Annotated in this window: 27 protein-coding genes and 1 pseudogene; 19 read left to right on the forward strand and 9 right to left on the reverse strand. The window is 61.8% G+C overall.

Translation table 11 applies throughout. The annotated features are described in order from the left end of the window. From WEB61_RS13770 to WEB61_RS13785, 4 genes are all read left to right on the forward strand, one after another. Nucleotides 1-700, forward strand: a 700-nt coding sequence (locus WEB61_RS13770; protein WP_368064911.1) for a crotonase/enoyl-CoA hydratase family protein, incomplete at its 5' end; no start/stop codon positions are given. 130 nt (nt 701-830) lie between these two features. Then, nucleotides 831-1124, forward strand: coding sequence for a putative quinol monooxygenase (locus tag WEB61_RS13775; protein WP_368064912.1), 294 nt, complete (start codon nt 831-833; stop codon nt 1122-1124). 12 nt (nt 1125-1136) lie between these two features. Continuing rightward, the gene (locus WEB61_RS13780; RefSeq protein WP_368064913.1) at nt 1137-2345 is read left to right on the forward strand and encodes an acyl-CoA dehydrogenase family protein; all 1209 of its coding nucleotides are present in this window, start codon (nt 1137-1139) and stop codon (nt 2343-2345) included. Then, nucleotides 2342-2827, forward strand: coding sequence for an N-acetyltransferase family protein (locus tag WEB61_RS13785; RefSeq protein ID WP_368064914.1), 486 nt, complete (start codon nt 2342-2344; stop codon nt 2825-2827). Before WEB61_RS13780 ends, WEB61_RS13785 begins: the two co-directional genes overlap by 4 nt. Here WEB61_RS13785 and WEB61_RS13790 read toward each other — a convergent pair. The 3 genes and pseudogenes from WEB61_RS13790 to WEB61_RS13800 form a co-directional block, all read right to left on the reverse strand. After that, on the reverse strand, nt 2824-3633 hold the full coding sequence (locus WEB61_RS13790) for an ABC transporter permease (protein ID WP_368064955.1): 810 nt from the start codon (nt 3631-3633) through the stop codon (nt 2824-2826). The two genes, WEB61_RS13785 and WEB61_RS13790, sit on opposite strands and share 4 nt — an antisense overlap. 144 nt (nt 3634-3777) lie before the next feature. After that, nucleotides 3778-4875, reverse strand: a pseudogene (locus WEB61_RS13795) (ABC transporter substrate-binding protein); the annotation flags it as partial. Beyond that, a complete protein-coding gene (locus WEB61_RS13800) occupies nt 4805-5710 on the reverse strand; it encodes an SDR family oxidoreductase (protein ID WP_368064915.1) in 906 nt (301 codons plus the stop codon). The gene WEB61_RS13800 and the pseudogene WEB61_RS13795, both read right to left, overlap by 71 nt. Nucleotides 5711-5936: 226 nt before the next feature. On the opposite strand from WEB61_RS13800, the gene WEB61_RS13805 reads away from it, so the two are divergent. The 12 genes from WEB61_RS13805 to WEB61_RS13860 all read left to right on the forward strand — a co-directional run bounded on the left by WEB61_RS13805 (nt 5937) and on the right by WEB61_RS13860 (nt 15897). Then, nucleotides 5937-7229, forward strand: a complete 1293-nt coding sequence (locus tag WEB61_RS13805; RefSeq protein ID WP_368064956.1) for a NupC/NupG family nucleoside CNT transporter — start codon at nt 5937-5939, stop codon at nt 7227-7229. Nucleotides 7230-7265: 36 nt separating this feature from the next. Then, complete coding sequence (locus tag WEB61_RS13810) at nt 7266-7877, forward strand: glutathione S-transferase family protein (RefSeq protein ID WP_368064916.1); 612 nt, start codon at nt 7266-7268, stop codon at nt 7875-7877. Nucleotides 7878-8117: 240 nt separating this feature from the next. Next, nucleotides 8118-9542, forward strand: a complete 1425-nt coding sequence (locus WEB61_RS13815; protein WP_368064917.1) for an MFS transporter — start codon at nt 8118-8120, stop codon at nt 9540-9542. A 94-nt stretch (nt 9543-9636) separates the two neighbouring features. Continuing rightward, a complete protein-coding gene (locus WEB61_RS13820) occupies nt 9637-11124 on the forward strand; it encodes a flavin-containing monooxygenase (protein WP_368064918.1) in 1488 nt (495 codons plus the stop codon). Between the two features lie 191 nt (nt 11125-11315). Next, nucleotides 11316-11702: an ArsR/SmtB family transcription factor gene (locus tag WEB61_RS13825; protein ID WP_368064919.1), complete on the forward strand. Its 387-nt coding sequence runs from the start codon at nt 11316-11318 to the stop codon at nt 11700-11702. Then, the gene (locus tag WEB61_RS13830; protein WP_368064920.1) at nt 11699-12040 is read left to right on the forward strand and encodes an SRPBCC domain-containing protein; all 342 of its coding nucleotides are present in this window, start codon (nt 11699-11701) and stop codon (nt 12038-12040) included. The genes WEB61_RS13825 and WEB61_RS13830 overlap by 4 nt, the downstream gene beginning before the upstream one ends. An 89-nt stretch (nt 12041-12129) precedes the next feature. After that, nucleotides 12130-12480, forward strand: coding sequence for a DUF1428 domain-containing protein (locus tag WEB61_RS13835; protein WP_368064921.1), 351 nt, complete (start codon nt 12130-12132; stop codon nt 12478-12480). A gap of 56 nt (nt 12481-12536) precedes the next feature. Beyond that, on the forward strand, nt 12537-12770 hold the full coding sequence (locus WEB61_RS13840; protein ID WP_368064922.1) for a hypothetical protein: 234 nt from the start codon (nt 12537-12539) through the stop codon (nt 12768-12770). Nucleotides 12771-12802: 32 nt separating this feature from the next. Continuing rightward, a complete protein-coding gene (locus WEB61_RS13845; RefSeq protein WP_368064923.1) occupies nt 12803-13561 on the forward strand; it encodes a DUF899 domain-containing protein in 759 nt (252 codons plus the stop codon). Nucleotides 13562-13606: 45 nt separating this feature from the next. Next, complete coding sequence (locus WEB61_RS13850) at nt 13607-14101, forward strand: VOC family protein (RefSeq protein WP_368064924.1); 495 nt, start codon at nt 13607-13609, stop codon at nt 14099-14101. 111 nt (nt 14102-14212) lie between these two features. Then, nucleotides 14213-15139, forward strand: a complete 927-nt coding sequence (locus WEB61_RS13855; RefSeq protein ID WP_368064925.1) for an ABC transporter ATP-binding protein — start codon at nt 14213-14215, stop codon at nt 15137-15139. Beyond that, complete coding sequence (locus WEB61_RS13860; RefSeq protein WP_368064926.1) at nt 15136-15897, forward strand: ABC transporter permease; 762 nt, start codon at nt 15136-15138, stop codon at nt 15895-15897. The genes WEB61_RS13855 and WEB61_RS13860 overlap by 4 nt, the downstream gene beginning before the upstream one ends. A gap of 13 nt (nt 15898-15910) precedes the next feature. Here WEB61_RS13860 and WEB61_RS13865 read toward each other — a convergent pair whose 3' ends face one another. From WEB61_RS13865 to WEB61_RS13880, 4 genes are all read right to left on the reverse strand, one after another. Further along, nucleotides 15911-17788, reverse strand: coding sequence for an SLC13 family permease (locus tag WEB61_RS13865; protein ID WP_368064927.1), 1878 nt, complete (start codon nt 17786-17788; stop codon nt 15911-15913). Between the two features lie 49 nt (nt 17789-17837). Continuing rightward, a complete protein-coding gene (locus WEB61_RS13870; RefSeq protein ID WP_368064928.1) occupies nt 17838-20069 on the reverse strand; it encodes an acyl-CoA dehydrogenase in 2232 nt (743 codons plus the stop codon). Nucleotides 20070-20172: 103 nt separating this feature from the next. After that, nucleotides 20173-21561: a mechanosensitive ion channel family protein gene (locus WEB61_RS13875; protein ID WP_368064929.1), complete on the reverse strand. Its 1389-nt coding sequence runs from the start codon at nt 21559-21561 to the stop codon at nt 20173-20175. 100 nt (nt 21562-21661) lie between these two features. Beyond that, entirely contained in the window at nt 21662-22699 is a 1038-nt protein-coding gene (locus tag WEB61_RS13880) for an LLM class flavin-dependent oxidoreductase (protein WP_368064930.1), read from the reverse strand. A 210-nt stretch (nt 22700-22909) separates the two neighbouring features. Here WEB61_RS13880 and WEB61_RS13885 point away from each other — a divergent pair, with 210 nt between their 5' ends. Then, nucleotides 22910-23470 carry a PAS domain-containing protein gene (locus tag WEB61_RS13885; protein WP_368064931.1) on the forward strand — a complete coding sequence of 187 codons (561 nt, stop codon included), beginning with the start codon at nt 22910-22912 and terminating at the stop codon, nt 23468-23470. A 9-nt stretch (nt 23471-23479) separates the two neighbouring features. On the opposite strand, the gene WEB61_RS13890 is transcribed toward WEB61_RS13885, so the two are convergent. Continuing rightward, entirely contained in the window at nt 23480-23923 is a 444-nt protein-coding gene (locus WEB61_RS13890) for a PaaI family thioesterase (protein WP_368064932.1), read from the reverse strand. Nucleotides 23924-24093: 170 nt separating this feature from the next. On the opposite strand from WEB61_RS13890, the gene WEB61_RS13895 reads away from it, so the two are divergent. Next, nucleotides 24094-24618, forward strand: coding sequence for a PAS domain-containing protein (locus WEB61_RS13895; RefSeq protein WP_368064933.1), 525 nt, complete (start codon nt 24094-24096; stop codon nt 24616-24618). A gap of 67 nt (nt 24619-24685) precedes the next feature. Beyond that, complete coding sequence (locus WEB61_RS13900; RefSeq protein WP_368064934.1) at nt 24686-25837, forward strand: acyl-CoA dehydrogenase family protein; 1152 nt, start codon at nt 24686-24688, stop codon at nt 25835-25837. Here WEB61_RS13900 and WEB61_RS13905 read toward each other — a convergent pair. Further along, nucleotides 25803-26375: a TetR/AcrR family transcriptional regulator gene (locus tag WEB61_RS13905; protein ID WP_368064935.1), complete on the reverse strand. Its 573-nt coding sequence runs from the start codon at nt 26373-26375 to the stop codon at nt 25803-25805. The genes WEB61_RS13900 and WEB61_RS13905 overlap by 35 nt on opposite strands. Between the last annotated feature and the right edge of the window lie 102 nt (nt 26376-26477).

The following is a 26477-nucleotide window of genomic DNA, read 5'->3' on the forward strand; positions in this document are numbered from 1 at the left end:
TAACTTCACCGCCGCCGCCGCCCGCATCAATGCCGACAGGGGCGTGCGCTGCGTGATCCTGACCGGTGCCGGCAAGGCCTTCTCGGCCGGCGGCAATGTCAAAGCCATGCGCGAAGGCGGCGACGGTTTCGGCGGTCCGGGGGTCCATATCCGCGAACGGTACCGGAACGGCATCCACCGCATCGTCAAATCGGTATGGAATATCGAGGTGCCGGTGATCGCTGCCGTCAACGGCCCGGCCATCGGGCTGGGCAACGATGTCGCCTGCCTCGCCGACACGCGGATCGCTGCTGACAGCGCCATTTTCGGCGCGACCTTCCTGAAGATCGGCCTGATCCCCGGTGACGGCGGCGCCTGGCTCCTGCCGCGCATTATCGGTATGGCCCGCGCCTCGGAGCTTCTCTACACCGGCGACACCATCGACGCAGCAACGGCGAAGGATTGGGGCCTCGTATCCGAAGTGGTTCCAGCCGCTTCCTTGATGGACAGGTCCAGGGAAGTCGCCGCGAAAATCTGCAACCAGCCGCCCGACGTGCTGCGCATGACCAAGCAATTGCTGCGGCAGGGCATGCTGACCTCCTTCGACACCGTGATGGAGCTCTCGGCCTCGATGCAGGCACTCGCCCACCACACCAAGGACCATCGCGAGGCGCTGGATGCCTTTTTCGACAAGCGGGCGCCGAACTACACGGGCGAGTGAAAGGTTCGATTTTGAACAGGAACGGCTCGCTAGCCGAACAGGGGACGGCCGGGTGACGATTGATGCAGCCGGGCTTTACCCCTAAAGTCCCGGCAACAACAAGGCAGACAATCTGAAACGGGAGCGGAACATGAGTGTCATCGGCGTCGTGGCGACCCTGAAAGTGCAGCCGGGCAAGGAAGCCGAATTCGAAAAGGTTTTCGGCGCCCTGCGCGACAAGGTGAAGTCCAACGAGAAGGGCTGCCTGCAATATGATTTCTTCAAGTCGAAATCCGAAGCCTCGACCTATGTCGTGATGGAGCAATACGCCTCCCAGGCCGACCTCGACGCGCATGGCAAGACGGAATATTTCCGCGCCGCCGGCCCGTCGCTGGGCGCGGTGATGGGTGGCGCGCCGACGCTGCTCTTCCTCGACAAGGTGTAAGCGGGAAACATCATGGATCTGTCGTTCAGCAAGGAAGACGAAGCGTTCCGCAAGGAAGTCCGTCAGTTCATCGAAGAGAGCTACACACCCGTAATGCGCGCGAAACATGCGCGCTCCAAGCATGGCTATATCGACAAGGAAAGCCATGTGCAGTGGCAGAAGGCACTGGCAAAGAAGGGCTGGCTGGCGCCCAACTGGCCGGTCGAATATGGCGGCCCGGGCTTCACCCATTCGCAGAAATACATCTTCGACGTCGAGATGGGCCGCGCCGGCGTGCCGCACACGGTTCCCTTCGGGCCGACCATGGTGGCGCCCGTCATCATGAAGTTCGGTACGCCCGAACAGAAGAAGCGTTTTCTGCCCGATATCCTCGAAACCAACGTCCTCTGGTGCCAGGGCTATTCGGAACCGGGCGCGGGCTCGGATCTCGCCTCGCTGCAGACCAAGGCCGAGAACAAGGGCGACCACTATCTGGTCAACGGTTCGAAAATCTGGACTTCTGTCGCGCAATGGGCCGACTGGATTTTCTGCCTTGTGCGCACCTCGAAGGAAGGCAAGCCGCAGGAAGGCATCTCGTTCCTCCTCATCGACATGAAGACGCCGGGCGTCAAGGTCGAGCCGCTGGTGCTGCTCGACGGCACGCCGGCGCCGCATCAGGAAGTCAATCAGGTCTTCTTCACCGATGTGAAGGTGCCGATCGAAAACCGCGTCGGTGAGGAAAACAAGGGCTGGACCTACGCCAAGTATCTGCTCGAATTCGAGCGCGGCAATCCCTATTCGGCCGGCCTCACCCGCGCCATCGGCAAGGTCAGGAAGATCGCCGCCGACACGGAAGCGGGCGGCAGGACGCTGGCCGAGGATCCGGGTTTCCGCGCGAAGATTGCCGAAATTGAAGCACAAATCACCGCGCTGGAATTCACTGAACTGCGCATCTTCTCGGCGCTATCGACCGGCGGCAATGTCGGTCCGGAATCCTCGCTGCTGAAGTGCCGAGGCACGGAGTTGCAGCAGGCGATCTCGGAGCTCGCGGTCGAGGCGGTCGGCTTCTACACCATGCCCTTCGTCGAGGACGGCATGGTCGAGACCAACGAACCCAATATCGGCCCCGACTACGCGATGACGACGGCGCCTTATTATTTCTCGCTGCGCAAGGCATCGATCTATGCGGGGTCGAACGAGGTTCAGCGCAACATCATGGCAAAAGCCGTGCTCGGCCTTTGAGCACCGCCAACGACATAACGATCAGACGGGCGGGCGCCGGAGACATTCCGGCGCTCGCGCGCGTTTGGCACGACGCCTGGCACGCGGGCCACGCGCATCTCGATCCGGAGATAGCGGTGGGGCGGCCTTTCCCGTTTTTCGAACAGCGCATGGGCAGCACGCTCGAACGCTGCATCGCCGCGCTTGTCGGCGATGAGATCGTCGGCTTCGCGGGCTGGGAAGGGGATGGCATCGGACAGGTCTTCGTCCTGCCCGCATGGCACGGCCGCGGCGTTGCGGCGCCATTGCTCAAGGCGGCGGAGGATGTGCTGCGTGCGGATGGCCATGTCCGTATCTGGCTCCAATGCCGCGTCGGCAACGATCGCGCACGGGCTTTCTACGAAAAGCACGGCTGGTCCATCGCCGCGGTGGTCGACGCCGATATCGGCACCGTCGCCGGCCGGGAACCGATCCTGGTCTGGCGCATGGAGAAAGCGCTCTAGCGCGGCATCGCTGCATCTTTGCGGTTCACGCGGCCATAAGCCTGCGTGATCCGGTCGAACACGATGGCAAGCGCAACGATCGCGATCCCCGCTGCCAGCCCGCGCCCGATATCGAGCCGCTGGATGCCGAGCAGTACTTCCTCGCCGAGTCCCCGTGCGCCGATCATCGAGGCGATGACGACCATGGAGAGCGCCATCATCGTCGTCTGGTTGACGCCTGCCATGATGTTCGGCAGCGCCAGCGGCAGTTTGATGTCGACGAGCTGCCGCCACTTGTCGGCGCCCAGATCGGCCGCCATCTCCACCAGTTGCCGGTCCACGCTCCGCAAGCCCAGATCGACCAGCCGGATCAGCGGCGGCGTCGCGTAGATGACGGTCGCGAAGAGAGCCGGCACCTTGCCGAGCCCGAACAGCATCAGCGCCGGAATGAGATAGACGAAGCTCGGCAGCGTCTGCATCGCGTCAAGCACCGGCAGCACGATTCGTCGCGCAAGATCGCTGGCAGCAATCGCGATGCCCGAAGGCAGTCCGATCAGCACAGCGAAAAACACCGACACGAGCATCAGCGCCAGCGTCTGGATCGCAAGCTCCCAGAGGCCGAGAGCACCGATCAGGAACAAGAGGGCCGCCAATGCGACGGGCAGCACGATCCGCCGCGAAGCGTGCCAGGCGGCACCGGCCACCGCGAGGATGATTAGCCACCAGGGCAGGGCGCCGAGGCCTGCCTCCAGCGCCACGATGACGGTGAGGAGCCAGCTGCTGGCTGCGTGGAAGGCGTTGCCGTAGTCCGCGACAAAATTCTTCATCGCGCGATTGACCCATGCCTCGACGGGAAATTCGAGCACCACCGGAAAGCTTCGGGCTTCTGCCTCCCGTTCGCCGGTCACCCGCTCCGCGATCTCGGGCGTCACCCATTGCCGCCAGACATCGGATCGGGTCTCGATGAAATGAAGCGCGGCGTCACGCGCCGATGCCTCCTTGTGCGCCTGCATATAGGCGAGCGCTTCGCTCACCATCTGCCCGGTGGTTTCGTAAGCCCGCAGGAAGGCGGCGATTTCCGGCGCCCTCTCCACGAAGTTTGCATTCGCGCCGACGATGACCTCGACGGTCGGGAAGGCGACGGGCGGGTGGCGCTCGGGGTCGGCGTTAAAGGCGTTCCATGCTTCTTCCGAGTAGGGCGGTTCCCTGAGCATCACAAGGTCGAACGCGCCCAGAACCCATGTCGGTCCCCAGTAATAGGCGACGACAGGCTCGCCGCGCTCATAGGCGGAAGCGATAGCAGCGGCGAGCGCCGCGCCGGTTCCGGGCCGGAAGTTCGTATAGAAACGGTCGAGCCTGTATCCCTTGAGCTTGCGCGTACTCTGCTCCTCGCAGCTCCAGCCGAGAATGCAATTGTAGAACCGCCCCTTGCCCGGCTGCTCCGGGTCGCGAAAGAGTGGCGCGTGCCGCTTGAGGTCGGCCACGGAGCGGAGATCGGGCGCCATCGGCTCAATGCCGCGCGTGGCGTCCCCCTCGATCACGTAGCGCGGCACATACCAGCCTTGCACGGCATCCGGAAAATTCGTGCCGAGCGAAACCACGGTCCCCGCTTCCAGCGCCTCGTTCCACGGCTCGGTGACATTATCGCGCCAGACTTCCATCAGTACGTCGATGTCGCCCTGTCCGAGCCCGGTGACGAGCGGAAGCGTCGAGCCCGGCAACACGTCCGTTTCGCAGCCATAGCCGCGTTCGAGGATGATGCGCGCGAGTTCGGTGTGAAAGGCGTTGGAGTCCCAGTCGAGCCCGCCGAACATCACCGGCCGGTCGATCTCGCATGCTTGCGCGGCCGCTGGGCCGGAAAAGATGCCGCAGGTCGAAATGAGAAGCGTCGCGAAAGCGAAAAGGGCGCGGGTCAGCATCGCAGCACTATAGGCGGCGCCAAAGAAAAAGGGGAACCCGGAAGGTTCCCCTTTTTGTTTTCCCCTCCGGCGGAGAGGCTTACTTGCCGCCGGTCGCCAGCTTGAAGAATTTGCCGGTCTGCTCGCCGCCCATGAAATAGGGCGTGGCATTCGAGAAGTCGGAAATCTTCGCCCAGTTCTCGGCGACCTTTTCCGCCGTGAGGCCTTCCCGGCCGAGGAAGATGCCTTCGGCTTCTTCCATGCGTGCCGCGGCAAAGACGCCGGCGCCCGCGCAAAGGATCATACCCGTCGGCGCGTCTTCCGAGACGAGGAACATGACGCCCGGCGACACGCTGTCCGGTGTCAGCATCTGTTCGGCTTCCGGCGGCATCAGGTCCGACGTCATGCGCGTATAGGCGACGGGCGCCAGCGCGTTGCAGTGAATGTTGTTCTTCTGACCTTCGAGCTTCAGCGTATTGATGAATCCGACGACCGCGAGCTTCGCCGCGCCGTAATTGGTCTGGCCGAAATTGCCGTAGAGGCCTGTCGAGGACGCGGTGACCATGATGCGGCCGTAGTTCTGCTCTTTCATGATCTCCCAGACGGCTTTGGTCGGCTTGACGGTGCCCATCAGATGCACGTCGACGACAAGCTGGAAGTCTTCCATCGTCATCTTCGAGAACGACTTGTCGCGCAGGATGCCGGCATTGTTGATCAGGATGTCGATGCGGCCGAACTTGTCCATGGTCTGCTTGACCATGTTCTGGACGCCCTGATCGTCCGTCACCGACGAACCATTGGCGATTGCCTCGCCGCCCAGCGCCTTGATTTCCTCGACCACCTTGTTGGCCGCATCGGACGAGCCGCCGGCGCCGGTCCGGTCGCCGCCGAGGTCGTTGACCACCACTTTGGCGCCGCGGCGCGCAAGCTCCAGCGCATGGGAGCGGCCGAGTCCGCCGCCTGCGCCGGTGACAATGGCAACCTTGCCGTCAAATCGAATGCTCATCGGTAATTCTCCAGTTGAACTGCCGGCCGTCGAATGGGGCCGGAAGGGAAGGGGCCGCAGCCGCCCGCGCCGCTCTTTCGGAGGGGGAAATGGGCCGTCCTTGCGGAAACTGGGAGGACTTTGTGCATGAGAGGGGGGCAGGGGTCAAGGGAGCGAAGTGTCGCCGAAAGACGACCCGGCCCGTTGCGTGCGGACCCGTCGCCCCTATGATGGCCGCACCCGCCGGATCCCCGCCCTAGAGACCGTTTCATGCCCTTTTTTATCCCTGCAGAGCGCCCTTGGGCTCGCCGCGATAGTCGGCCTCGCCTGGATCCTGAGCGAGAACCGTCGCGCCGCACGCAGCTCCATCCTGAAGGACGCCGCCGTCGCCATTGCGCTGCAACTCGTGCTTGCTCTGGCGCTGCTGAAACTGCCCCTGGCGCGCGACGCCATGCTGGGCCTCAACAGCGTCGTCGAGGCCTTGATGGCGGCAACGGGCACTGGCACAGGCTTCGTCTTTGGCTATGTCGGTGGCGGCGATGCGCCTTACGAAATCGCCCATCCGCAGAACAGTTTCGTGCTGGCCTTTCAGGCGCTGCCATTGGTGCTGTTCATGTCGGCTCTATCCGCGCTTCTCTGGTACTGGCGCATCCTTCCGGCTGTCACGCGCGGCTTCGCCTTTCTCTTGCGCAAAACCATGGGCATCGGCGGAGCGGTCGGCCTGTCGTCGGCCGCCAACATTTTTGTCGGCATGGTCGAGGCGCCGCTCCTCGTTAAACCCTATCTCGAAAAACTCTCGCGCTCCGAACTCTTCGCGGTGATGACGGTCGGCCTCGCTACCGTCGCAGGTACCGTGCTCTTTCTTTATGCGAGCATCATCGCTTCCGTCGTGTCGGGCTCGCTCGGACAGATCATCACGGCCTCCCTGATCTCGCTGCCCGCCGCGCTGCTGATCGCGCGCCTGATGGTGCCGGAAGAGCATGGCAGGATCCCGACCGGCGTCGGCGACGACGTGCCCGCCGTCGAATACGAAAACAGCATGGATGCCTTGACGCGCGGCACCTTCGATGGCCTGAACCTGTTGCTCAACATCATCGCCATGCTGATCGTGATGGTGGCGCTGGTGGCTCTCGTCAATATTCTGCTCGCGTTGCTGCCCGACATATTGGGCACGCCGCTGAGCTTGCAGCGCATTTTCGGCTGGGTCTTCGCGCCACTGGTCTGGCTGATGGGCGTGCCGGCATCGGAAGCGGCTGCTGCTGGCCAGATCATGGGGATAAAGACGATCCTCAACGAACTGCTCGCCTACATTGCGCTGGCGGGCGAGGCGGGCGCAGGCTTGAGCGACCGTTCGCGCCTCATCATGGTTTATGCGCTGTGCGGCTTCGCCAATCCGGCCAGCGTCGGCATCATGATCGGTGGTCTTGCCGCCATCGTCCCTTCGCGCCGTTCGGAGATTGTCGAGCTGGCGCCGCGCGCGCTCATCTCCGGCACGCTGGCGACCTCGATGACCGGCGCGGTGATCGGCCTCATTACCTGAATTCGAAAACGGGAAAACAGAACGGAAGGGAATCCGATGAAGCTCTTCAATTCGGCCATGCCGGCGCCCAATCCGCGCCGCGTGCGTATTTTCGCTGCCGAAAAAGGCATCGACCTCCCGCTTGAGGAGGTGTCGCTGATCAAGCGCGAACACAAGTCCGACGAATACCGGCAAAAGAATTCGCTCGGCCAGACGCCGGTACTTGAACTCGACGACGGCACGACCATTTCAGAGAGCGTCTCCATCTGCCGCTACCTGGAGGAGACGCACCCGGAAAAGCCGCTCTTCGGACGCACCGCCCTCGAGCGCGCACAGGTCGACATGTGGCTCCGCCGGGTCGAGTTCGTGCTGATGGGCCCGATCGGGAATTTTTGGCGCCATGCCCATCCCTACACAGCAAAGATCGTGAAACAGTTCAACGATTTCGGCGAATCGAACCGCGAACAGACCGAGGCCGCCTTCCGTTGGCTTGATCGGGAACTGGCGGACCGCAATTTCATTGCCGGCGCCGACTTCTCGGTTGCGGACATCACGGCTCTCTGCACGGTCGATTTTGCGGATTTCGCGGGGCTGAAAATGCCGGAAGATGCCGCGCATCTGCGTGCCTGGCATGCGCGCATCTCGGCGCGGCCGAGCGCGGCGGCCTGAAAAAAGAAAGGCGGCGTCCACGGGGTACGGAATGGACGCCGCCCAACGTTTTCCCGTACTCGACAAAGTCTGGGTGAAACGTGACCGATGGCCTCTCGAACCATCGGCTGAGAACGAGAATGACGTTTTCAACCTGAACGCAGGCTGAACCGGGAAAAGTGCAAATTGAGCCTATGCGTCGCGCCATTAACTCGTAAAATGAATTTACTAAGTGACGACGGAGAACCCGGGGAGGGGTGAATGGAGACGAAGGACGGCGAGACACCGCGGCTGACGCCATGGCAGCTCATCGCCTATGGCCAGCTGGTGATGCCGCTCGCCGTTATCGGCCTGCCGGTTGCCGTCTACATCCCGCCTTTTTATTCGAGCACACTCGGTCTCGATCTGGCGGCGGTTGGCTTCATCTTGATGCTGGCGCGGATCACCGATGTCATCACCGATCCGCTGATCGGCCGCCTGTCGGATCGGACGCATACGCGCTGGGGCCGCCGTCGCCCCTGGGTCGCGATGGGTGTGCCGCTGATGGTCGTCTCCGCACTGATGCTTTTCGTGCCGCAGGGGGAGGTGACCAACCTCTATCTGTTGATCTGGATCGCCGCGATCTATTTTGGCTACACGCTGATCACCATTCCCTATGGTGCCTGGGGTGCGGAGCTTTCGGGCGACTACAAGGAACGCAACCGCATTTCCGGCAGCCGCGAAATCTTTCTGTTGATCGGCCTGCTCGTCGCCATCACGGCGCCCATTGTCGGCGCCTATATGAGCGGTGAGGCGGCCGACGGCGAGAGCGGCGCGGCGAGCCGCAGCGCTGTCGGCGTCCTGGGCTGGCTCACCGCCGGTTTGCTGCCGCTTTGCGCGCTCGTGATGTTTACATCGGTGCCGGAGCCGAAGGTGCCTCTGACCGGGATGATTCCGTTCCGGCGCGGCCTGCGCGTTGCGATGAAGAACGGACCGTTTCGTATCGTGTTGTTCAGCTCTGCGCTCGGCGCGCTGGCAGGCTCGATCAATATCGGCGTCGTCATCTTCTTCTTCGACCATGTGGCAGGCATCGGCGCCGCGGGCACAATCCTGATTTTTGTGCTTTTTCTGGCCGGCGTCGTCGGCTCGCCCTTCTGGGTCTGGATGGGCGGGCGGATCGGCAAGCACAAGGCCATCGCGGTTGCGGGCTTCGCCTCGATGTTTGCCTTCACGCTGGTGCCTGCCGTCATCTATCTCGTCAAGCCGGTCGCGCCCGACGCCGTCTTCTGGTGCCTCCTGGCGATCAATCTGGTGCAGGGTCTTGCGCTGGGCGCCGCACCCATTCTCGGTCCTTCGATCATGGCCGACGTCGTTGATCTCGACACGATCAAGAGCGGCGAACCGCGGGCGGCCTTCCTGTTTGCCTTTCTCGGCATGGTCCGCAAGACCTTCGAGGCGATGGGCGTCGGCCTCGCGCTGCCGCTCCTCGCCTGGGCGGGCTTCAATGCCCAATCGAAGGACAACTCGCCCGAGGCGCTTTTTGCGCTGTTGGCCATGTACTGCCTGGTGCCGCTTGTCCTCTGGCTGATTTCGATCGCCATAATACTGCGCTACCCGATCACCCACGCGCGGCAACGCCGTTTGCGGGCAGGACTGGAGCGGCGGACCGCCCGCAGACGGGAGATCCGGACCCAAACGGCCGACTGACGCAGCGGCCGGTTGGCCGGAAATGCCTGCTGGATTGATACCCTGAAGACTGATAAATTGTCAGCAATAACAAAATTTGTGAGGACGCGGGTCAATGACCATGGAACATTTCGACGTGCTGGTCGTCGGTGCGGGCATATCGGGTATCGGCGCGGGGTATCACCTGCAAACCTATAGCCCGAAGCGGAGCTACGCCATTCTCGAAGGCCGCGCGCGGCTTGGCGGGACATGGGATCTCTTCCGCTATCCAGGTATCCGTTCCGACAGCGACATGTATACGCTCGGCTATTCGTTCCGCCCCTGGAAAGAGGCCAAGGCAATTGCCGACGGGCCGTCGATCCTCAACTATCTGGAACAAACGGCGCGCGATCATGGTATCGACAAGCACATCCGCTACCACCATCAGGTGAAGCGGGCCGCCTGGTCGACCGACACGGCGACATGGACGGTCGACATCGAGCGTGGACCCGAGAAGGAACTGGTGCAGTACAGCTGCAACTTCCTTTTCATGTGCAGCGGTTACTACAACTACGCCGAAGGCTACACGCCTGAATTCGCCGGCGCCGATCGTTTCAAGGGCGACATCGTCCATCCCCAGTTCTGGCCGGAAAATCTCGACTACAGCGGCAAGCGCGTCGTTGTGATCGGCAGCGGTGCCACCGCTGTAACGCTGGTCCCGGAGATGGCCAGGGAGGCCGCGCATGTCGTCATGCTGCAGCGCTCACCGACATATGTCGTCTCGCGTCCAGCCGAAGACCGCATCGCCAATTGGCTGCGCCGCCGCCTGCCGGCGATGATGGCCTACGGCATTACACGCTGGAAAAATGTCCTTCTCGGCATGTATTTCTTCAACATGTGCCGCAAGAAGCCGGAGCGCGCCAAGGAATTCATTCTGAAAGGTGTGCGCGAGCAGTTGGGACCCGACTACGACGTCGACACGCATTTCACGCCGAAATACAACCCGTGGGACCAGCGCCTTTGCCTGGTGCCGAACGGCGACCTGTTCGAGTCGATCAAGAAAGGCGAGGCATCGGTTGTCACCGACCATATCGACACCTTCACCGAAACCGGCATCAAGCTGAAGTCGGGCAAGGAGCTCGAAGCCGATGTCATCGTCACCGCCACCGGCCTCAAGCTGCAGCTTCTGAGCGGCCTCGAAGTGACGGTCGACGGCAAGCGGATGGATCTGTCGAAGACCTTTGCCTACAAGGGCATGATGTACAGCGACGTGCCGAACCTCGCTTCCGCCTTCGGTTACACCAATGCCTCATGGACGCTGAAAGCCGATCTGACTTCTGCCTATCTCTGCCGCCTGCTCAACCACATGGACAAGACGGGGATGCGTCAGGCGACGCCGCGCGTCGCCGATCCGTCGCTTGAAGAAGAGCCGTGGCTGGATTTCACCTCGGGTTATGTGCAGCGCTCGATCAACGAGTTCCCGAAGCAGGGCACCAAAGCGCCGTGGAAACTTTACCAGAACTACGCGCTCGACATCGTGTCGCTGAAGTTCGGCAGCATCGAAGACAGCGCGATGGAATTCACGAACCCCGCGCCGGAACAGCCGTTGAAATTGGCGAGCTGACCCGCGCGACATAACGCCTGAGAACAAAGAGCAGGGGACGGAGACGTCCCCTGTTTCTTTTTTTGAATGTTCGCGCATTGAAGTGCTTGACAAAGCGACGTCGCGCTTCAATACTTTACTACATGGTTAAGTATCAAGAAGCTGTTCTCGACCGGACTTTCGCGGCATTGGCCGATCCGACGCGGCGCGCGTTGCTGGCGCGGCTCGAGGGAGAAGACGCCCTGTCGGTGAGCGAACTTGCCAGGCCGTTCAAGATGTCCTTGCCGGCTGTGATGAAGCATCTCGATGTGCTGTCGGATGCTGGTTTGATCGAGAAAACCAAAACAGGGCGCACCGTCACCTGCGAAATAAACGCGGCGCCCATGGAGGAAGCGATGCAGTGGCTTATCCGCTATCAGCGCTTCTGGTCCGGCGCGCTCGACAGGCTCGCCGCTTTTCTGGAGGAAGACGAATGTCCGCCAACGCCAACATCCAAGATCATTCAGCTCCCGCGGCGCGACCGAGCCTCACCATCAAAAAGCGGCTCCGGGCGTCGCCCGCCCGCGTCTACGCCGCCTGGACGGACGCCGCGCAAATGATGCAGTGGTTCGGCCCGGAGAATGTGGTCACGAAAGAGGCCGAATGCGATCCGCGCGTCGGCGGCCACTTCCGTGCTGTGATGATCGAGAACACCGGCGATCGGCACGAGGTGAGCGGCGTCTATCGCGAGGTCGTGCCGAACGAAAAGCTTGTTTTCAGTTGGGCCTGGATCACCACACCGGAGCGCGAGTCGCAGGTCACCGTGACGCTGAAGGCCGACGGCGATGAAACGATCCTGACATTGCATCACGAGCAGTTGTTCGACGAGGCCTCCCGCGCCGGCCACGAACACGGCTGGACCGGTTCGCTCAACAAGCTCGAGGAATTCTTCGCCTGAGGCAGGGGAGAGCGAAACCCGCCCCGCGCATCTTTTCCGATTTCTTGACATCGGCCTATCAGGCTATCGACGACTGAAGGAGAGACGAAATGACCTATGTGGATGGATTTGTTGTGCCGATCCCGAAGAAGAATGTCGAGGCCTACAGGCGCATGTCGCGCAAGGCCGGCAAGATATGGATGGAATACGGCGCGCTCGACTATAAGGAATGTGCCGGCGACGACCTCAACATCAAGGGTGTTCTGACCTTTCCGAAGGGCATCGGGATCAAGTCCAGTGAAACCGTGATCTTCGCTTTCATCACCTACAAGTCTCGCGCGCATCGCGACAAGGTGAACGCCAAGGTGATGGCTGACCCGCGCCTTCAGATGCCATCCTCCATGCCGTTCGATCCGAAACGCATGATGTATGGCGGCTTCAAGGCGATTGTCGATCTGTGAAACGGTCCCAAACCCGCAGGTGACCCATGTTGTGCTGTGTCGCGAGCATATTGGCGATGACCGCTCTTCCAGCGTGGTGGAGCCACATTCGCGGCGTGCTGGGCCTGTTCGGTGTCGCCGCCGTCGCGGTTGGCCTTTCGGTGCTCGTCGGACAGCATCTCGATCACTACCTGACGCGGGCAAATGAAAACGGCCGCACCGTCATTGCGGAAATTCTGGCCCAGCCGCTTTGCACCGGCACACCGCCACCCGTAACGACCGCGAAACGCGAAATATTCGCGCACCTGTGAACCCGCAATCTCTCAATCTGGAGGAAGCAGTCATGACAAATCTCGCTGGAAGCATGCAAATGGCACAACACCGCGTCGTCTCCCGCGAAAAATGGTTGGACGCGCGAAAGGCGTTACTGGTCGAGGAACGGGCCCTGACGCATGCACGCGACAGGGTCGCCGCGCTTCGCCGCGATCTGCCCTGGGTGAAGATCGAAAAGGACTATGTGTTCGAGGGCGCGCGCGGCAAGGTGCGGCTCGCCGACCTCTTCGGGCCACGCAGCCAACTCGTCGTCCAGCATTTCATGCTGACGCCGGGCTCCGATCATATCTGTCCGGGCTGCTCGCTCGGCGCCGATCATGTCGATGCGGCGCGGCAACACTTCGAACAGGCCGATCTGTCGTTCGTCGCGGTTTCGCGCGCCACGCTGCCTGAGATCGAAGTCGTGAAGAAGCGCATGGGTTGGTGCTTCGACTGGGTGTCGTCGCACGGAACATCGTTCAATTACGACTTCGGCGTTTCTTTCACACCTGAGCAGGTGGCGCGCGGCGACGTTGGTTACAACTACGGCACAACCCCCTATGTCGCTGAAGAGTTGCACGGCATGAGCATCTTTGCGCGCAATGACGCGGGTGAGGTCTTCCATACCTACTCGACCTATGCGCGTGGCTCGGAAACCACCGTTGCCGCTTTCGCCTATCTCGACATGGTGCCGAAAGGCCGCAACGAGAACGGCACCATGAGCTGGGTCAAGCTTCACGACGAATATGAAAACGTCAGCGACGCCGGGTCCTGCTGCGCGGCGGAATAGCGTCCACGCTTTCACTGTATTCATGCGTATCGAAGGAGAAATCCGATGAAACTGCCCGCTCGAGAGATCACCTCGTGCCTCTGGTACGATTCCGAGGCCGAAGAGGCCGTGAACTTCTATATGTCGGTCTTCAAAGACGCGAAAATCGGCAACATCACGCGCTATGGCGAGGAAGGACACGATATCCACGGCCGGGAGGCCGGCTCGGTCATGTCGGTCGATTTCGAAATCGCCGGCCGGAAATTCGTCGCCATCAATGGCGGTCCGATTTTCAAGTTCGATGAGGCGATCTCGTTCCAGATACATTGCGACACGCAGGAAGAGATCGACTATTTCTGGTCGAAGCTTTCCGAAGGCGGCGAAGAGAGCGTTTGCGGCTGGCTGAAGGACAAATTCGGATTGTCCTGGCAGGTGGTACCGGCCGTTCTGCCCGAAATGCTGCTCGATGCCGACACCGCGAAGTCGCAGCGCGTCACCAAGGCCTTCATGCAGATGAAGAAGTTCGACATTGAGGCGCTGAAACAAGCCTACGCCGCATAGGGTTTTCCCGCCCAACAGCGTCTGCGAAAACCTTCGTTGAAAATCAAATCCGGAGGGCCCATCTTCCAGGGCTCACCGGAAACAGGTCTTGTGAGTCGGAACCGGCGCCCCATGCAGCCCATCATTTCCATCGCCAATCTCTCGAAAATCTATGCCGGCGGCTTCCAGGCGTTGAAGAACGTCGATCTGGAAATCCGCAAGGGCGAAATCTTCGCGTTGCTGGGCCCGAACGGCGCCGGCAAGACGACGCTCATCAGCATCGTTTGCGGCATCGTCAATCCGGGCGGCGGCCGGGTGCTGGCGGGCGGTCACGATATTGTCCGCGAATTTCGTGCCGCGCGTTCGCTGATCGGCCTTGTGCCGCAAGAGCTGACGACGGATGGTTTCGAGAGCGTCTGGGCGACGGTAACCTTCAGCCGTGGTCTGTTCGGCAAACCGCCAAATCCCGCCTATATCGAGAAACTGCTGCGCGATCTCTCGCTCTGGGACAAGAAGGACAACCGCATCATGACGCTGTCCGGCGGCATGAAGCGCCGCGTGATGATCGCCAAGGCCCTCAGCCATGAACCCGAGATCCTGTTCCTCGATGAGCCAACGGCCGGCGTCGATGTCGAGCTCAGGCGCGACATGTGGCAGATGGTCCGTCGCCTGCGCGAAAACGGCACCACGATCATTCTGACGACCCACTACATCGAAGAGGCGGAGGAGATGGCCGACCGCATCGGCGTCATCAGCAACGGTGAGATCGTTCTGGTGGAAGAGAAGGACGCGCTGATGGCGAAGCTCGGCAAGAAGCAGCTGACGCTGCAACTCCAATCGCCGCTGGAAAGCGTGCCCGACGGATTGAACGGCTATCGCCTTGATCTCGCGGAAGACGGCGGCTCTCTTGTCTACACATTCGATGCGCAGAGCGAACATACCGGTATTCCGGCGCTGCTGAAGCGCCTGGGTGATCTCGGCGTCGATTTCAAGGACTTGCAGACAAGTCAGAGTTCGCTTGAGGATATCTTCGTGAGTCTGGTGAGGGCGAGACCATGAACCTTTATGCCATTCGCGCGATCTACGTTTTCGAAATGTCGCGTACGTTTCGCACGCTCCTTCAAAGCATCGTGTCGCCGGTCATCTCGACATCGCTCTATTTCATCGTCTTCGGCGCGGCCATCGGCTCACGCATCACCGAGATCGACGGAATCCCCTACGGCGCCTTCATCATCCCCGGCCTGCTGATGCTGACCATGCTGACCGAGAGCATTTCCAACGCCTCCTTCGGCATCTACATGCCGAAGTATTCAGGCACGATCTACGAGGTGCTCTCCGCGCCAGTCTCCGGCCTCGAGATTGTCATCGGGTATGTCGGTGCGGCGGCCTCCAAGTCGATTATCCTCGGTGTCATTATTCTGATCACGGCGAGAGCTTTCGTGGACTATGAGATTGCGCACCCCTTCTGGATGCTGTCGTTCCTTGTGCTCACGGCGCTGACATTCAGCCTGTTCGGCTTCATTCTGGGCGTGTGGGCTGACAGTTTCGAGCGGTTGCAGCTGGTACCGATGTTGATCGTCCTGCCTCTGACGTTCCTCGGCGGCAGCTTCTATTCGATCACGATGCTGCCACCCTTCTGGCAGACGGTGACCCTGTTCAACCCGGTCGTTTATCTGATCAGCGGCTTCCGCTGGGCCTTTTACGGCAGCGGCGATGTCGGCCTTGGAATCAGTCTTGGCATGACGTTCGGCTTCCTCGCGCTTTGCATCGCGGCGCTGGTTTACATCTTCAAGACCGGTTACCGGTTGAAGGTTTGAGCGTTTTGCCGTCTCAGAGCGGCCAGATCAGAAGCAACATCGGCACGCCGACGGCAACGACAATCAGCTCAAGCGGCAAGCCAAGGCGCCAGTAGTCCCCGAAGGCAAAGCCGCCGGGACCGAGGATCAGCGTGTTGTTCTGATGTCCGATCGGCGTCAGGAAGGCGCAGGAAGCACCGACGGCGACCGCCATCAGAAATGGGTCGGCACTGGCGCCGAGCCGGTCGGCCGTGCCGATCGCAATCGGACACATGACCGCGGCGGTCGCCGCGTTGTTCATGAAATCGGACAATGTCATTGTGACGATCAGGATAAGCGTCAGCGCGACGACGGCATGACCCTGCGCAAGCGTATCCAGCAGGACGCGCGCGACAAGGCCGGCGGCACCGGTCGTCGCCATCGCACCGGCAACCGGAATGAGGGCTGCCAGCAGAACGATCACAGGCCAGTCGACCGCATTGTAGATGGTTCGCGGCGATGTTGCGCGCAGGACCATCGAGGCCAGAACACCGCCGGCAAAGGAAACCGCGGCAGGAACGAGTCCAAAGGCGGCACCGCCGACAGCCGCGGCCATGATGCCGCTGGCGGTCAGGGCCTGGCGGGGGTCGGGAATGCGCAACGCTCGCTCTGCCAATGGTACGCAGCCAAATTGCGAGGCGAATTCGTTCAACGTTTCCGGCCGGCCCTGCATCAGCAACACGTCGCCGGGCTGAACCATCATGGTGCGCAGTCGCGCCATCGACCGTTGACCCTGGCGCGAAATGGCGAGCAGGTTGATGTCGTAACGCGTGCGTAGACGAATACCGGTGGCCGATCGTCCGACAAAGGAAGAGTCGGGCAGTACCGCCAGCTCCATCAAGACAACTTCGTCTGACTGGATTGCCTTTCGATTGTCTTCGACGGCGGCGTTGTTTTCGTCCGCATGGGCGTCGTCGCCCTCTGTCGGGGTATCGTCGGTCGCGGCCGGTGCTTCATCCTCGCTTTCCGTCTTCTCGTCGCCGCGAACGTCTTCTTCCAGCTTGAGACCGAGCGCGGACAAGGCGGAAACGAGGCCCTCGGGTTCCACTTCGATAACAAGGATATCGCCTGCTTGGACCTCGCGGAAAGGGCTCGGAGCCGGTATGCGCGCCTCGTTGCGCACAAGCCCGATGACCTGCGCATCTGCTTTTTCCAGCAGATTGTCGATCTCGCGCAAGGTCATGCCGACGGCCTTGCTTTTTGCAGGAACGCGCGCCTCCGTGAGGTAAGCGCCGGTTTCGAAGCCTTCCGCGCCGGCGCGCTCACGTGTTGGAACGAGCCAGCGGCTGAAGATGATGACAAAGATCAATCCGGAAATCGCAACCGCAATGCCGACCGGCGTGAAGTCGAACATGCCGAAGCTGCCGGCGTCGGTCCCGGCCCGGAAACCTGAGACGATCAGATTGGGCGGCGTACCAATCAGCGTCGTCATGCCGCCCAGGATCGACCCGAAGGCAAGCGGCATAAGGACCTTGCCGGGCGGTAGACCCTGACGTGCGGCGATCTGCACGGCAACCGGCATCAGCAGCGCCAGCGCGCCGACATTGTTCATGAACGCCGAAAGCACCGCGGCAAGTCCCGTCAGCGCCGCGATCGTCACCAGGGCGCCGGCGGATTGTGGCAAGGCAACGCGAGCGAACGCATCAACGGCGCCCGACTGCTGCAAGCTACGGCTGAGGATCAGCACGCAGGCAACAGTGATGACCGCCGGATGTCCGAATCCGGCAAAAGCCGCCGCGCTCGGTACAAGGTCGGCGAGCACACAGGCCAGCAGCGACCCCATCGCCACCATGTCATGGCGCCAGCGGCCCCACACGAACATCGCGATAGTGCCCGCCAGTATGGCGAGAATGACAACCTGGTCCTGAGTCATGCGTGGGGCGTCCAATGAGAAGGCCGGAAGAACGATTCTCCTGGAAAGCCTACACGACCCTGCGTTGCTGCGTCGCCCCCGGTGGCGTCTCCGCATGCTGCGGTGGTGAGAGTTCCTCGGCGTCAAAATCGTCGACCCCGATGACGATGCGCACCAGCCGATCGGCCTCGGCGAGCGTTCGTTCATCAGCCGCGCTCAGGGCCTCGCTCTTGCGCTGCCGCTCGCGCGCCCCGGCGGCCTCGTGAACCTGGTGGAAGGTGCGTGCGAGCAGAGCAACTTCGTCGTCGCCGCGCGGCTCATAGATGCCGCGGGTCAGGCGGTCGCGCGTTGCCGAGGGCGCCAGCAACAATTCGGCGCATTCGCGGGCAAGCGCATCCGGCGCCGGCCGCCGCCGCACGCCATAGGGGAAGACCGTCATCCGCATGAAAGCCGCCAGGAACCGGTTCGGGAAGTTCGCCAGAAATCCGTCGAGGCTTTGTTCGATCCGGTGGAACGAGCTGTCCAGCGACAGACGCGCGAGCGGAAGGTCGGCCTCGGGACGTCCGTCGTGCTCGAAGCGCGCTATGACGGCCGACGAGATATAGAGTTCGCTCAACACATCGCCGAGCCGCGCCGACAGGCTTTCCATTCGCTTCAGCGCGCCGCCGAGCGATATGAGCGTGACTTCGCTCACCAGCGCCAGCGCCGCTGAGTACCTCGACAATCGTTTCACATCCGCAGTCAGCGGTCCGGCGTCCGGCGTGGATGCCGAACCGCCCGCCGTCAGCGCCCGCAGCATCGCCCTGCCGAATGTCGCAAATACATGACCGATATGTCCGAAAATGGCTTTGTCGAAAGCCGCAAGGCCCCGCGCCTTGTCCTCGTCCTGTGCGGCCTCCATCTCGGTCAGCAGATAGGGGTGGCAGCGAATGGCGCCCTGTCCGAACACGATCAGGCTGCGCGTCAGGATATTGGCGCCCTCAACAGTGATGCCGATGGGAATGGCGCGATACGCCGATCCGAGATAATTCTTCGGCCCCTCGCAAATTCCCTTGCCGCCGTGCACATCCATCGCGTCGTTGACGGCATCGCGCATGCGCTCCGTCGCGTGATACTTCATGATCGCCGAAATCACCGCAGGCTTTTCGCCGGCATCGATCGCTTGGCAGGTCAACCGCCGCGCCGCTTCGAGTTCGTAGGCGATGCGCGCAATCCGCGCCAGTGCTTCCTGCACACCCTCGAACTTGCCGACCGGTAGGCCGAATTGCTCGCGGATACGCGCGTAGGCGCCTGTCGTATACGCCGCAAACTGTGCCCCACCCGTCGAGAGGGCAGGCAGCGAAATGCCGCGTCCCGCCGCCAGCGCGCCCATCAGCATGCGCCATCCGTCGCCGATGCGGTCACGCCCGCCGATCACGGCGTCCAGCGGAACGAAAACGTCCTTGCCCTCGATCGGACCGTTTGCGAAGGCGAGCATGCTCGGCAGGTGGCGCCGACCGATCGTCACACCTTTGGTGTCGGTGGGAATGAGTGCAACCGTAATACCGCGATCTTCCGCGCCGCCGAGCAGCCCATCCGGGTCGCGCAGCTTGAAGGCGAGCCCCATCACGGTCGCAACGGGTGCGAGCGTGATGTAACGCTTGGAAAATGTCAGACGTATGCCGAGCACCTGCTCACCGTCGATTTCGCGGCGGCAGACGATGCCCTCATCTTCCATGGATGCGGCGTCGGAGCCGGCAACCGGACTGGTGAGCGCAAAACAGGGTATCTCCTCGCCGCGCGCCAGCGGCTCCAGATAGCGTTTCTTCTGGGCATCCGTTCCATACATCAGCAGAAGCTCGCCGGGCCCGAGCGAGTTGGGCACCATCACGGTAACGGCAGCAGTTATGCTGCGCGTCGACAATTTCGCGACGATGGCCGATTGCGCTGCAGCCGAAAAGCCGAGACCGCCATGTTCCTTCGGGATGATCATTCCGAAGAAGCCCTTGGTCTTCATGAAGTCGAAGGCGTCTTCCGGCAGCTCGAACGCGCTCGAGATACGCCAGTCGTCAAGCATCGTGCAGAGCTCGTCGGTCGTATCGTCCAGAAAGCGTTGCTCTTCGTCGCTAAGCCCGGCAGGCGCGGTGTCGAGGATCGTCCGCCAGTCGGGGTTTCCGGAAAAGAGGGCGGCGTCCCACCAGACCGTCCCGGCGTCGAGTGCGGCCTGCTCGGTTTCGGATATGGCCGGGAGAACGCGCTTCACGAAAGACAGAAGCGGTGCGGCAACAAGGTGTTTACGAAGCGAAACCAGAGCGTTGGCCATGATGCATCTCCTTCTGTGCCGCGCGGAGCAATCTCCAAAGGCAGATAGGGCGCCGGGGGCCGAGGGCGAGCTTTCGTCTCGCCTGCCTCGGTGTCAAGTTGGCTCAGTCGCCCGAACGCCCCGAGCCGGTCGGGTCGAGGCTGCCGGCATCCCCGGCTTTTTCCAGCCTTTTCGCCAGGTCCTCCAGACCTTTGGCCGAGGAAATATGGAGATCGCGCTGCGGAAACGGGAATTCGATGTCATTGGCGTGAAACGCGTCCCAAATGGCGAGGCGAATGTCGCTGGTGACGTTCACAACGCCCTTTTCCGGGTCCAGCACCCAGATGCGGAGCTCGAGATCGACGGAGGAGTCCCCGAACTCGACCAGACGCGCCTGTGGTTTATGCACCTCGTCTTGCAACACGCGCGGCAGCGCCGATGTCGCCTCGACCATCAGGTCCATCGCCTTGCGCACATCCGACCGGTAGGAAACGCCGACGCCGATCCGGATGCGGACGGCACGGTTGCTGTACGACCAGTTGACGACCTGTTGCGTAATGATGTCTTCGTTGGGGATCAGATATTCCTTGCCGTCGCGTGTCGCGACCGTGATATAGCGCGCGCCCATCCGCTCGATCCAGCCATAGGCGTCGCCGACCTCAATGACATCGCCGGGCTTGAGAGAGCGGTCGAGCAGCAGCATGATCCCGCTCAGCAGGTTGGAGACGACCTTCTGCAAGCCGAATCCGACGCCGACACCGACCGCGCCGGAGAATATGGCGATGGCCGTGAGGTCGACGCCGACGGAAGTGAGCGCGAAGATTATCGCGGCAATGATGAAGGCGATGCGCAGTATTTTGACGATCAGGACACGCGCCGCTGCTGAAACGCCTTCCAGCCGCGCCATGCGGTCCTCGGTAAGGCGCAGCAGAAAATTGGCGGCCAGTATGAATATACCGAAGAGAATGATGCTGTTGATGATGCCAAGCAGCGAGATGCGGAACGCGCCGATGCTGAACGCGGCCGAGTCGAGAAGTGCATAGAGGGGTTGCAGCAGGTCCAGCAATGCGAGGGCCGTTATGCTCCAGACGATAGCTGCGACGAGCGACGCCCAGCCGGGCTGGCGGATAAGGCTTGTCGCGAGCCGTATAACGACCCATGCGGTCAGCAGATTGGCTGCAATCCGGAGAATCTCACCCGGAAGGCCGACCGAGCGTGCCAATGCATAGACGAGCCACACGGCCAGCGCAGCCACCAGCGCCGGCACGACAAGCCGCAGCCGCGCCAATGGGCGGTTGAGAACAGGGCTATGGACGGTCCGCTCGGTGAACCGGTCGAACGACGGAGCAATTCGCCGCTGGACGATAAAGGCGGCGAAGAGAATGCCGGCAAGCACGGCCGCTTGCGCGAAAGCAGACCACGTGAACATGTGCAACAACGCCCAACCCTCGAGAGAGGAGACCATGCTGCTGAAATCCAGCGTTGCTTGTGGAGTGTTTGCTGCGCCGTTCATTCTGAACCGCTTCGTTGCTCGGCGATTGAGCGCCTATACTAGGCGTGCACCTCCGCTGCGGCCAGTATCATCCTGCGGGCACTGAAGAATAGATCGCCGCTCAGACGGTTTTCGATACCATGGTCTCCGCCAGCAGCTCGTAGGAGCGCTCCCGGTCCTTCTGGTCGTAGGTGATGGTAAGAACGACAAAATCGTCGACGCCATGGGCTTCACCCATTGCCAGCAAGCGCCCGCGCACCTGTTCGGGCGCGCCGGTGATGCCCCGCTGTTCGATCGTGCGCAGCATGGCGCGGTCCTGGTCCGTATAAGGGTAGGCGAGCGCTTCCTCGATCGAGGGGAAGGGACCGGCACGGTTCTGCAGGAGCTGCATGACCCAGAGATTGCGCGAAGCGGAGATGCGCTTGGCCTCCTCCTCGGTTTCGGCCACGGTGACGGAAACGGCCAGTGATCCGCGCGGCGAGGAAAGATGCCGCGAAGCGCGAAAGTTGCGGCGATAGAGTTCCAGCGGTTGTGTGCCGGCATCCTGATTGATGAAATGGGCAAAACAGTAGGCCATGCCGAATTGCGCGGCGATGATTGCGCCGTCGCCGCCTGAACCCAGCATCCAGAGATCGGGCATGCCGGGTCCGCGCGGTGTTGCATGAAGGCCGACGTAAGGGTGATCGGTTGGAAAGCCACCGGCCTCGCCGGCGAGTCCTTGCGAGTCTTCGAGGAACTGTGCCAGCAACTCGACCTGCTGCGGAAAGACGCCGACGTCATAGGCCTGCGGCCCCGGCTGCAATGCGCGCGTTGTGCGCATGTCGCCGCCGGGCGCGCGTCCAAGGCCGAGATCGATACGGCCCGGATAGAGCGTTTCGAGAACACGGAAGCACTCGGCTACCTTGAGCGGGCTGTAATGCGGCAGCATGACGCCGCCCGAGCCGACGCGGATACGCGATGTCGCGGCGGCGACCGCGCCGATCAGCACTTCCGGCGCCGAACCCGCAAAGGACGATGTGTTGTGATGCTCCGCCAGCCAGTAGCGGCTGTAACCGAGCCGCTCGGCATGGCGCGCGAGGGCGATCGTGTTGGCGATGGCTTCGGCTGCTGTGCCGCCTTTTCGGATCGGCGATTGATCGAGAACGCTCAGCGTAACCATGGGAAAAATTTCCTCGCGCCGCGATTGTCGTCCGGGGACATGCCCCTTGCGCGCGCGGTTGTAGCAGGCGGAGAGGCCTTTCCAAGAGGAAATAGGCTGATTCGCGGTCGGCCTGCACCTTCGCCTCGTTAAAGGCGCGTTAATTCTCCACCCACATCATGCAGAATGACGGGAGAAGGCGCGAACGCCCGCCCGCGGAAGGAACTATTCATGGCAACCAAAGAGGAGATGATCAAGGCCGCGCGTGCGACGACGACGCGATTCATTCGGCTGTCCGAGCTTGAAGATCCGATGACGAAATTCATGCTGAATTACTGGACGGAGAAAAAAGGCGACCGTCTGATGCCCGCGCCAGCGGACATGAACCTCGGTGAATTTGCGCGCCACGCATCGAAGATTTTCGTGGTCCAGGTCGATCGCGATCCCTTCGACTTGTCCTTCAGGCTCGTCGGCGAGGATGTGATTTCCAATTTCGGTTTCAATCCCAAAGGCCGCACCTTGCTATCGCTCAACACGGAGCTTCCTGGGCTCGGAACTCTCCTGCATGAGTTTTTCACCTGGATGGTATCGGAGCGCAGGGCTGTCGGTACCGGCGGAACGCAGGACATGGTCGACAAGAGCTACAACAATTACGAAGCAATATATCTGCCTTTGTCGCAAGATGGTGAGCAGGTCGATCGGATTCTGGCGGCGACAGTTTACTATTCCAATTCGGCAAGGGAGGAGCGACCGACAACCGCCGCACAGCCGCGATTTTTATCGGGGGCATAGCGGGCCGCGTTAGTCCGCGAGTGGCCTTTTCTTCACGCGCTTCACGATACCCGAGAAGTTGAGGAGGACACGCTCGTCGGCGTCATGTCCGGTAAAAACCTGCCCGCGCAGGAAAACCATGCTTCCTGTATTTCGTACAATATCGCCACGCGCTTCGATGAATTCGCCGGCGCCCGCTGCCGCAGTGAACTCGCCATTGAGTGAGAGCGTTACAGATGGCCCCTGAAGGACGGAGCGGCCGATCGCAAAAAGCGAGAAATCGGCGAAGGTCAGCAAGAGCCCGCCATGCAGAAAGCCCCCGCCATTGCAATGTTGTGCTTTGGCCTCGAAGGCGCAGGTGACCCGCCCGTCGGCATGTTCACGGAAGAAAAAGGGCCCGGCATGATCCTCGAAAGGGTCGTGCCCCTCCCATGTCTGGTAGCCGGAAAGCCGATTCGGCGCTTCGATATTCATGAACGAATCCGCATGTTTTGATTTTCGAATGCGCGTTTCTATCAGGAAGGCTGCGTACTCCAAATCCGTTCCTTTATCCACAGCGTTCCGATGGAGATTCATATTCTGTTAGCAGCTTGGGCGCATTCTGCTTCTGGGCGCGGCGAGAGCTGCAGGCAGGGCGCGGACCAATGACGCAATCGACCGAAGACTACAGGGACGTCGTTGAACTGGCGGGCGCGGAAACGGTCGCGTTCCGTCGCCTGAAAGATCTGCGGGAGCCGCTCTGCATCCACATGCTCGAATACTGGAAGAGCGTGCGGGGCGCGCGTGCCATGCCGCGGCCCGACGAGATGGACCCGATTAAGTTTGCCCGTTTCATGCCCAATCTGCTGATGCTGCAGGTCAACTGGGAACCCTTTGATCTGACCTATCGCCTGCTGGGTGAGGATATTGTCTCTGCACATGGCGCCAATTTCCGCGGCCGGCGCGTGGTCGAAGTCGATGAGCACAAGCAGGGCTTCGGAACGATTCTCTTCGATTTCTACAAATTCGTGGCCGAGGCCGGCCGCCCCTATGCCGCCGCCGGCAGCATGGAATATGCAGGGCGAGGCCATGTGACATTCGAGGGCGTTTATATGCCGCTCTCGATCGGCGGCGAGCGCACGGACCGCATTCTCGGCGCCTCGGTTGCCCGACCCGTCGCAGGCGCCTGATGTTTTGACCCGCTGGCCTCGTATGGCCTAAATTCCCGCAGCCTTGTCACTGACCAGCGGGAATCCCATGGCCCTCGACGCCGAAACACGCGAACAGCTCATTTCCTCCGTCCGCCGCTTTGTCGATGAGCGGCTGCGTCCGATCGAGGACAAGGTGTCGGAAACCGATCAGGTACCGGACGAGATTGTGCAGGAAATGCGCGATCTCGGCCTCTTCGGCATATCTGTGCCCGTCGAATATGGCGGTCTCGGCCTCACCATGGAGGAAGAGTGCCTGCTGATGTTCGAACTTGGCCGCACTTCGCCGGCCTTTCGCTCGGTCATCGGCACCAATGTGGGCATCGGCAGCCAGGGCATTGTCATGCATGGCCGCCAGGACCAGAAGGAATACTGGCTGCCGAAGATTGCCAGCGGCGAAGTCATCGTCAGCTTCGCGTTGACGGAGCCTGAAGCGGGATCGGACGCCGCCTCGCTGAAGGCGACCGCCATTCGCGACGGCGACCACTACATCGTCAATGGCACCAAGCGTTACATCACCAACGCCAACAAGGCCCATGCCTTCACGCTGATGGCGCGCACCGATCCGAAGACACCGGGTGCGAAAGGCGTCTCTGCCTTTGTCGTGCCGCGCGATATTCCGGGCATTCATGTTGGCAAGCCGGAAAAGAAAATGGGTCAGCAGGGCGCACATATCTGCGACGTGATTTTCGAGGATGCGCGCATCCCCGCCGATTGCCTTCTCGGCGCGGAGGAGGGCAAAGGCTTCGTCACCGCCATGCAGGTGCTGGAGCGCGGCCGGCTCCACATCTCCGCCGTCTGCATCGGCGTCGCCGACCGTCTCGTCGAGGATTCGGTGAAATATGCCGCTGAGCGCAAGCAATTCGGCGCGCCGATCGGAAACCTGCAACTGGTGCAGGCGATGCTGGCGGACTCGAAAATGGAAGCCTATGCGGGGCGCTGCATGGTACTCGATGCCGCGCGCCGCCGCGATTCTGGCGAGGATGTCGCGACTGAAAGCTCCTGCTGCAAGCTCTTCTGCTCCGAAGCCGTCGGCCGCATCGCCGACCGCGCGGTGCAGGTGCATGGCGGTGCGGGCTATGTCGCCGATTACGGCATCGAACGCTTCTACCGCGACGTCCGCATCTTCCGCATCTACGAAGGCACCAGCCAGGTCCAGCAGGTCATTATCGCTCGGAACCTGTTGAAGGCGGTGAACTGAGCGCCATTTCGCGCATCACCAGAGCCGTCAGGTGATCGGCGAAGGCTTGCGGCTCCATCGGCCGTTCGGACGCGGTCACATAGCGGTGCACCATGCTCTCCACAAGCGTCGTCGCCACATACGCGCTGCGCGTCGGATCGGCACAGACACTGTGCGGGAAGTCGCGCAACATCGCCTCCAGCGCCGTCCGCATCCGGCGCTCAACCCGTTCCAGCGTCGCGCGGACATGGGGCGGGCGGGGGCAGTCCTCGAAAATGATCCGGTGAAGCTCGGGATCGGTGACATGCAGGTCGAGCGTCGCCTTCACAAGCGCGCCAACGCGCGCGCGTGGCGGCGCGGCGGCGGTCGCTTCCATGACGCTGCTTAGCGTCGTCACCGACTCGTCGATATGCTTTTCCATCAGCGCGACGAGAAGCGATTCCTTGTTGGGAAAATACTGATAGATCGAGCCGACCGAGACGCCCGCGCGTTCCGCGATCCGGTTGGTCGTCGCACCTTTTGCCCCATGCGCCCGGAAAATCTGAGCCGCCGCTTCCAAAATGGTATCGACCGTTGCCGCCGAACGGCGCTGAACGGGCCGTCTGACAGCCGTTTTTGACGATCGGCGGGCCACGGATTCGTCTCCTTGCGAACGCGAGTT

The sequence above is a fragment of the Parvibaculum sp. genome, assembly GCF_040882025.1.
GTDB lineage: Bacteria > Pseudomonadota > Alphaproteobacteria > Parvibaculales > Parvibaculaceae > Parvibaculum.

What these genes read in the sequence shown, in the direction of transcription:
- WEB61_RS13870 (WP_368064928.1), bottom strand. Translation starts at nt 20,069, where the DNA reads ATGGCCAACGCTCTGGTTTCGCTTCGTAAACACCTTGTTGCCGCACCG.
- WEB61_RS13860 (WP_368064926.1), top strand. Translation starts at nt 15,136, where the DNA reads ATGAACCTTTATGCCATTCGCGCGATCTACGTTTTCGAAATGTCGCGT.
- WEB61_RS13875 (WP_368064929.1), bottom strand. Translation starts at nt 21,561, where the DNA reads ATGAACGGCGCAGCAAACACTCCACAAGCAACGCTGGATTTCAGCAGC.
- WEB61_RS13815 (WP_368064917.1), top strand. Translation starts at nt 8,118, where the DNA reads ATGGAGACGAAGGACGGCGAGACACCGCGGCTGACGCCATGGCAGCTC.
- WEB61_RS13895 (WP_368064933.1), top strand. Translation starts at nt 24,094, where the DNA reads ATGACGCAATCGACCGAAGACTACAGGGACGTCGTTGAACTGGCGGGC.
- WEB61_RS13890 (WP_368064932.1), bottom strand. Translation starts at nt 23,923, where the DNA reads ATGAATATCGAAGCGCCGAATCGGCTTTCCGGCTACCAGACATGGGAG.
- WEB61_RS13840 (WP_368064922.1), top strand. Translation starts at nt 12,537, where the DNA reads ATGACCGCTCTTCCAGCGTGGTGGAGCCACATTCGCGGCGTGCTGGGC.
- WEB61_RS13865 (WP_368064927.1), bottom strand. Translation starts at nt 17,788, where the DNA reads ATGACTCAGGACCAGGTTGTCATTCTCGCCATACTGGCGGGCACTATC.
- WEB61_RS13830 (WP_368064920.1), top strand. Translation starts at nt 11,699, where the DNA reads ATGATGCAGTGGTTCGGCCCGGAGAATGTGGTCACGAAAGAGGCCGAA.
- WEB61_RS13800 (WP_368064915.1), bottom strand. Translation starts at nt 5,710, where the DNA reads ATGAGCATTCGATTTGACGGCAAGGTTGCCATTGTCACCGGCGCAGGC.
- WEB61_RS13880 (WP_368064930.1), bottom strand. Translation starts at nt 22,699, where the DNA reads ATGGTTACGCTGAGCGTTCTCGATCAATCGCCGATCCGAAAAGGCGGC.
- WEB61_RS13790 (WP_368064955.1), bottom strand. Translation starts at nt 3,633, where the DNA reads ATGAAGAATTTTGTCGCGGACTACGGCAACGCCTTCCACGCAGCCAGC.
- WEB61_RS13855 (WP_368064925.1), top strand. Translation starts at nt 14,213, where the DNA reads ATGCAGCCCATCATTTCCATCGCCAATCTCTCGAAAATCTATGCCGGC.
- WEB61_RS13820 (WP_368064918.1), top strand. Translation starts at nt 9,637, where the DNA reads ATGACCATGGAACATTTCGACGTGCTGGTCGTCGGTGCGGGCATATCG.
- WEB61_RS13845 (WP_368064923.1), top strand. Translation starts at nt 12,803, where the DNA reads ATGACAAATCTCGCTGGAAGCATGCAAATGGCACAACACCGCGTCGTC.
- WEB61_RS13835 (WP_368064921.1), top strand. Translation starts at nt 12,130, where the DNA reads ATGACCTATGTGGATGGATTTGTTGTGCCGATCCCGAAGAAGAATGTC.
- WEB61_RS13850 (WP_368064924.1), top strand. Translation starts at nt 13,607, where the DNA reads ATGAAACTGCCCGCTCGAGAGATCACCTCGTGCCTCTGGTACGATTCC.
- WEB61_RS13900 (WP_368064934.1), top strand. Translation starts at nt 24,686, where the DNA reads ATGGCCCTCGACGCCGAAACACGCGAACAGCTCATTTCCTCCGTCCGC.
- WEB61_RS13775 (WP_368064912.1), top strand. Translation starts at nt 831, where the DNA reads ATGAGTGTCATCGGCGTCGTGGCGACCCTGAAAGTGCAGCCGGGCAAG.
- WEB61_RS13885 (WP_368064931.1), top strand. Translation starts at nt 22,910, where the DNA reads ATGGCAACCAAAGAGGAGATGATCAAGGCCGCGCGTGCGACGACGACG.
- WEB61_RS13810 (WP_368064916.1), top strand. Translation starts at nt 7,266, where the DNA reads ATGAAGCTCTTCAATTCGGCCATGCCGGCGCCCAATCCGCGCCGCGTG.
- WEB61_RS13780 (WP_368064913.1), top strand. Translation starts at nt 1,137, where the DNA reads ATGGATCTGTCGTTCAGCAAGGAAGACGAAGCGTTCCGCAAGGAAGTC.